The 4,186-nt window shown below is 61.8% G+C and carries 2 protein-coding genes; both read right to left on the reverse strand.

The features are described from left to right. Positions 1-46: 46 nt before the first annotated feature. A complete protein-coding gene (locus tag FY112_RS02215; protein ID WP_131707801.1) occupies positions 47-730 on the reverse strand; it encodes a Crp/Fnr family transcriptional regulator in 684 nt (227 codons plus the stop codon). Positions 731-894: 164 nt separating this feature from the next. Continuing rightward, positions 895-4,186 (reverse strand): efflux RND transporter permease subunit (locus FY112_RS02220; protein ID WP_151517550.1); only part of this gene is annotated, 3,292 nt, incomplete at its 5' end.

A 4,186-nucleotide genomic window follows, 5' to 3' on the forward strand; every position in this document is an offset into this window, starting at 1 on the left:
AGTTTTGCGCGACATGCTTAGAGCCTTCGGCATCGTGTTCTGACGGTCAGATCTGCCGCAGCACTTTGACGTCGCTGATGGCGATCGCCCGGCCGCGCACCGTGACACCTTTCATCTTTAGCGTCGAGAAGGCGCGCGAAAGCGCCTCCGGCGCGAGACCGAGCTTGCGGGCAAGCAGATTTTTCGGAAAGGGCAGCCGCAGCGAAGCGCTCGCACCGTCCTCGACGCAATGGGTCAGCAGATAGTTTGCCACGCGCTGCGGCGCGGTCTGCATGCGGTCGCTTGCCAGGCATTCCATCGTTGAGATCAGATGCAGCGACAGGCTGCGCATGATCGCCTTGCCGATCCGTGGCCGCTCGTCCAGCAACCGCCGGACCTTGGCGATATGAAAGCACGCCAGTACGGCATGATCCATCGCCTGCGCGCCGGTGCTATAGGTTTCGTCGGCGTGGATCAGGCATTCGGCGAAGCTGTCGCTGGGCTCGCAGATGCGGATATCGGCCTGCCTGCCGTCGCCGTTGTGGCGATAGAGCCTGACATAACCGCTGAGCACGCAATAGAAATAGGCAGCCTTGTCGCCCTCCTCGAAGAGAACGTCGTGCGGGTCGCAGAGGAGAATGGTGGAGCAGGCGCGCAGGGCTTCAGCCTCGTCGTGGTCGAGCCCGGCCATGAAGTCAGCCTTGGCGAGGACCGCGGCCTCATGGCCGTTGAATGTCAGCATTCTGTTCATCTCCCGGTCTCCTGATATGGCCGGTCTTTCAATTCCTTATGGCTGCCGGGTAAAATACGGGAAGGAGAGGATGGCGGAATTGATTTCGGTCAACGCCAAGAAATGAACTACAAAATGAACGGGCCGGGAGATCGCTCCCGGCCCGTTCATTTCCTGGGTTTTGCTTATTCCGCCGCGAAGGGCGGTAGGCGCAGGACGTTGGTGTCGTTGCCGTTGGCGGTCTTGCGTTTGCTTTCCGGTTTTTCGATCGCAGTCAGGCGCTCCTCCAGCGAGTCGATATCGCCGCGGTTCTCCCGGGTGACGCGGGTGAGATCCTCGCGCGATAGCGGCAGCTCCTCGTTGTCCTTCCTGCCGACCAGGCGGCCGAAAGCCCATCCGAGCAGGCGGGACAGATCGTCCATGATCAGGAAGAAGGAGGGCACGACGACGAGCGAGAGCACGGTCGAGACGATGATGCCGCCGATCACCGCGATCGCCATCGGCGCGCGGAACGAGCCACCTTCGCCGACGCCGAGCGCAGAAGGCAGCATGCCCGCCGACATGGCGATCGAGGTCATGATGATCGGACGGGCGCGCTTGCGGCCGGCTTCGACCATGGCCTCGACGCGAGGCATGCCCTGGTGGCGCATCTCGATCGCGAAATCGACGAGCAGGATTGCGTTCTTGGTGACGACACCCATCAGCATCAGGATGCCGATCATGACAGGCATCGACAGCGGATTGTTGGTGACGAGCAGGCCGGCTGCGACGCCGCCAATGGCGAGCGGCAGCGAGAACAGGATGGTGAAGGGCTGGATCACGTCCTTGAAGAGCAGGATCAGCACCGTCAGCACCAGCAGCAGGCCCATCAGCATGGCGTTGACGAAGCTCTGCTGCATCTCCGTCTGCACCTTGGTGTCGCCGCTTTCGGCAAGGTGCACCGTGGCCGGGATGTTGGCCCCATTGACGATCTCGCGGAAGCGGGCCGAAGCCGTGTCGAGCGCCACGCCCTGCGGCAGGTCGGAGCCGATCGAGACGACGCGGTTGCGGTTGTTGCGCTTGATCGAGCTTACGCCTTCCGAATAGTCGATATTGGCGACGCTTGCGAGCGGAACGGTGCCGCCGCTGGCCGTCTGGACCTTCAGCGCCCGGATGGCCGCGAGATCGCGGCGCATGTCGAGTGAAGTCTGGACACGGATCGGGATCTGGCGATCGTCGAGCGAGATCTTGGCAAGGGCTGCATCGACATCGCCGATGGTGGCGACGCGGATTGTCTCGGAGATCTGCTGCGGCGTGATGCCGAGGCGGGCAGCCTCATCCTTGCGCGGATGAACCTGCAGTTCGGGACGGGGCAGGGCGCCGTCGGCGCTGACATTGGCAAGCAGCGGATCGGCGCGGAGCTTGGATTCCAGAATGCCGACGGCGTCGTTCAGGTCCTTCTCGTTCTTGGAGAGGAAGTTGAAGGAGAGGTCGCGTTCGCCGCGGTCGTTAAGCTTCAGGATATGGACGTCGGGAATGTCGCGCAGCTTGGCGAAGACTTCCTTTTCGATATTCCATTGCGGACGTTCGCGCCCGTGGACTTCCACCTTCGGCAGCATCGGGCCAACGACCGGGATATGGCCGAGCACGTCGTTGACCATCTTCTTGATCAGCGATTGGTCGAGCTTGTCGAGGGCGAGCGTGATGGTCGCGCGGCGCAGTTCGAGTTCGCCCTTCGGTGATGCGCCGCCGAGAACGAAGACGCTATCGACACCGTTGATGTCCTTGACCCTGTCGTAGATCGCATCCGTCGTCTGCTCGGTGTCGTCAAGCCGTGCATTGGGCGGCAGTTCGACGGAGAGAACGATGCGTGAAGCGTCTTCCGGCGGCAGGAAGCTGCCGGGAACCTGCATCAGCAACATAACAGAGCCGACCAGGAAGCCGAACGCGACAATCAGCGTCGCATAACGCGTGTACCAGCGTCCGGTCGTGCCACGTATGAGACGGGTATAGCCCTTCATCAGCAGGCCGTCATTGTCGTGATGGTCTTCCATCGCGTCTTCGGGGCGCATCAGATAGGCGGCCATCATCGGTGTGATGAGGCGCGCCACCATCAGCGAGAAGAAGACGGAGAAGGCGACGGTCAAGCCGAACTGGATGAAGTATTGGCCCGGAATGCCCGGCATGAAGGAAACCGGCACGAAGACGGCGATGATTGTGAAGGTAGTGGCGATGACGGCGAGGCCGATTTCATCAGCCGCCTCGATCGCCGCTCGATAGGGGGTCTTGCCCATCTTGATGTGGCGGGCGATGTTTTCGATTTCGACGATCGCATCGTCGACGAGGATGCCGGTCGCGAGCGTCAAAGCGAGGAAGCTGACGAGGTTCAGCGAGAAGCCCATCAAGTCCATGATCCAGAAGGTCGGGATCGCGGACAGCGGAAGGGCGATCGCGGAAATCAGCGTCGCGCGCCAGTTCCTCAGGAACAGGAAGACGACGATGACGGCGAGCAGCGCGCCTTCGAGCAGCGTATGAATGGCGGCTTCGTAGTTGCCGTAGGTGAAATAAACCGAATCGTCGATCAGTTCGATCTTCACATTCGGGTTTTCGGTCCGAACCTTGTCGAGGTTCTGCGCCACGGTTTCGGCGACACTGACCTCGCTGGCGCCCTTGGAGCGGAAGACGCCAAAGGTAACGACTGGGGTATCGTTGAAGCGCGAGAAGGATTTCGGCTCCTCATAGGTGTCCTTGATGACGCCGAGATCGGATAGTTTGACGAAGCGGCCGTTCGGCAGGCCGATCGTCGTGTTGGCGAGGTCGGCGACGTTGCGGGCGTCACCGAGAACACGGATCGCCTGTTCGCTGCCGGCCACCTGGCCGCGGCCGGAGCCGAGGTCGATGTTGGTGCCGCGCAGCTGCTCGTTCACGCTTGCGGCGGTGATGCCATAGGCGTTGAGCTTGTCGGGCGTGAGTTCGATGCGCACTTCGCGCTCGGCGCCGCCGTAGCGGTCGACGCGGCCGATGCCGGCTTGGCCCTGCAGCGAACGCTTGATCGTGTCGTCAACGAACCAGGAAAGTTCCTCCAGCGACATGGCGGGCGAGGAAACGGCGAAGGTCTGGATCGCCTGGCCTTCGACATCGACCTTGGAGACAATAGGTTCTTCGACGTTTGCCGGCAGATCGCTGCGGATGCGGTCGATCGCGTCCTTGGTGTCCTGTACGGCCTGTTCGGTCGGCACTTCCATGCGGAACATGACGTTGGTCTGCGAACTGCCGTCGGTCACGGTCGACTGGATTTCGTCGATGCCGGTGATCGAGGCGACTGCGTCTTCGATCTCCTTCGTCACCTGCATTTCGAGTTCGGCAGGCGAAGCGCCGCTCTGCGTCACGCTGATCGAAACCAGCGGTACGTCGATGTTGGGAAAACGGGTGATCGGCAGCGAGTTGAAGGACTGCATGCCGATGAACACCAGCAGGCAGAAGGCCAGCAGCGGTGCG

This window comes from Rhizobium sp. PEPV16 (assembly GCF_008919455.1).
Lineage (GTDB): Bacteria > Pseudomonadota > Alphaproteobacteria > Rhizobiales > Rhizobiaceae > Rhizobium > Rhizobium leguminosarum_Q.